Here is a 1,267-nt window from a genome sequence, read left to right as displayed (position 1 = left end):
CGCTGGCAGGCCGCTACGGCCACGCGCCCGGTTTCATCCAGCGCGCCCAGCACCACGCCCGCGCAGCCCAGCGCCCGGCAGTGGCGAATGTCGGCTTCCATCAGGGCCAGCTCCTGCGCATCGTAGTAAAAATTGCCCGGCCGCGGCCGAATGAGCACGAACACGGGGATGCTGAGCTGGGCCAGCACCCGCTCCAGCGTGCCGTGCGAGGGCGTGATGCCACCCTGCTCCAGGCTCTGGCAGAGCTCCACCCGGTGGGCCCCGCCAGCCTGCGCCGCCAGGGCCGACTGCACCGAACCGGCACAGATTTCGAGCACGGGCGTCCTCATGTCAGCAGGTAGCCGGCCTGAATGAGCTGCTGCTGGTTCTGGGCATCGCACACGGCGTAGCTGAAGCCCTTTTGCAGGGCAAACGCCCCGTGCTGGCCCTGCGCGTTAATGGCAATAAAGCACACCTGAATTTCCCTGGCCTTGTCGCCTTTGATGCGGGCCACCCGCTCCACGGCGGCTTTGCAGGCCGCCGTGGGGCTCATCCCCTGGCGCATGAATTCCACCACCGTGTGCGAGCCCGCAATGCGGATAATGTCTTCGCCCTGGCCGGTGGCGGCGGCGGCACCCACGGCATTATCCACGAACAGGCCCGAGCCAATCAGGGGCGAGTCGCCGAGGCGGCCGCGCATCTTGAAGCCCATGCCGCTGGTGGTGCAGCTGCCGCTGAGGCGGCCCTGGGCGTCCTGGGCCAGCATGGCAATGGTATCGTGGTTGTTGGGGCCGCCGCCCACTGGTCCGGTTTTGCGGCTGCCCGAGTTTTCGATGTTCACGACTGGCTTGTACTGGCTGGTTTTTAGCCACTCCTTATAGGCCTTTTCGGCGTCGGGGCTCAGCTTCTGGGGTTCGAGCGGGAAGCCCTGGGCCACGGCAAACTGCTGGGCACCTTCGCCCACCAGCATCACGTGCGGGGTGCGCTCCATGATGCGCCGGGCCACGCTGATGGGATGCTTGATGCGCTCCAGCGCCGCCACGCTGCCGCAGTTGAACTGGTCGTCCATGATGCAGGCGTCGAGCGTCACGATGCCTTCGCGGTCGGGGTTGCCGCCCAGGCCCACGCAGCAGTTCTGCGAGTCTTCCGTCACCATCACGCCGGCTTCCACGGCATCGAGGGCGCGGCCGTTTTTGCTCAGCACCTTCCAGGCGCCCAAGTTGGCCGCCAGGCCGGTGTCCCAGGTCGAAATCACGAGGGGCTTGCCGGCCGCCGGGGCTGCGGGCAG

At 67.4% G+C, this 1,267-nt stretch carries 2 protein-coding genes; both read right to left on the bottom strand.

The features are described from left to right. On the bottom strand, positions 1–329 hold a 329-nt coding region (locus ACYVDE_RS23210), incomplete at its 3' end, for a copper homeostasis protein CutC (protein WP_460503901.1). Beyond that, positions 326–1,267, bottom strand: coding sequence for a N(4)-(beta-N-acetylglucosaminyl)-L-asparaginase (locus ACYVDE_RS23205; RefSeq protein ID WP_460503900.1), 942 nt, complete (start codon positions 1,265–1,267; stop codon positions 326–328). The genes ACYVDE_RS23205 and ACYVDE_RS23210, both read right to left, overlap by 4 nt.

This window comes from Hymenobacter agri (assembly GCF_054778495.1).
The sequence above is the reverse complement of the archived record's forward strand: the minus strand, read 5'-3'. Positions and strand labels throughout refer to the sequence as shown.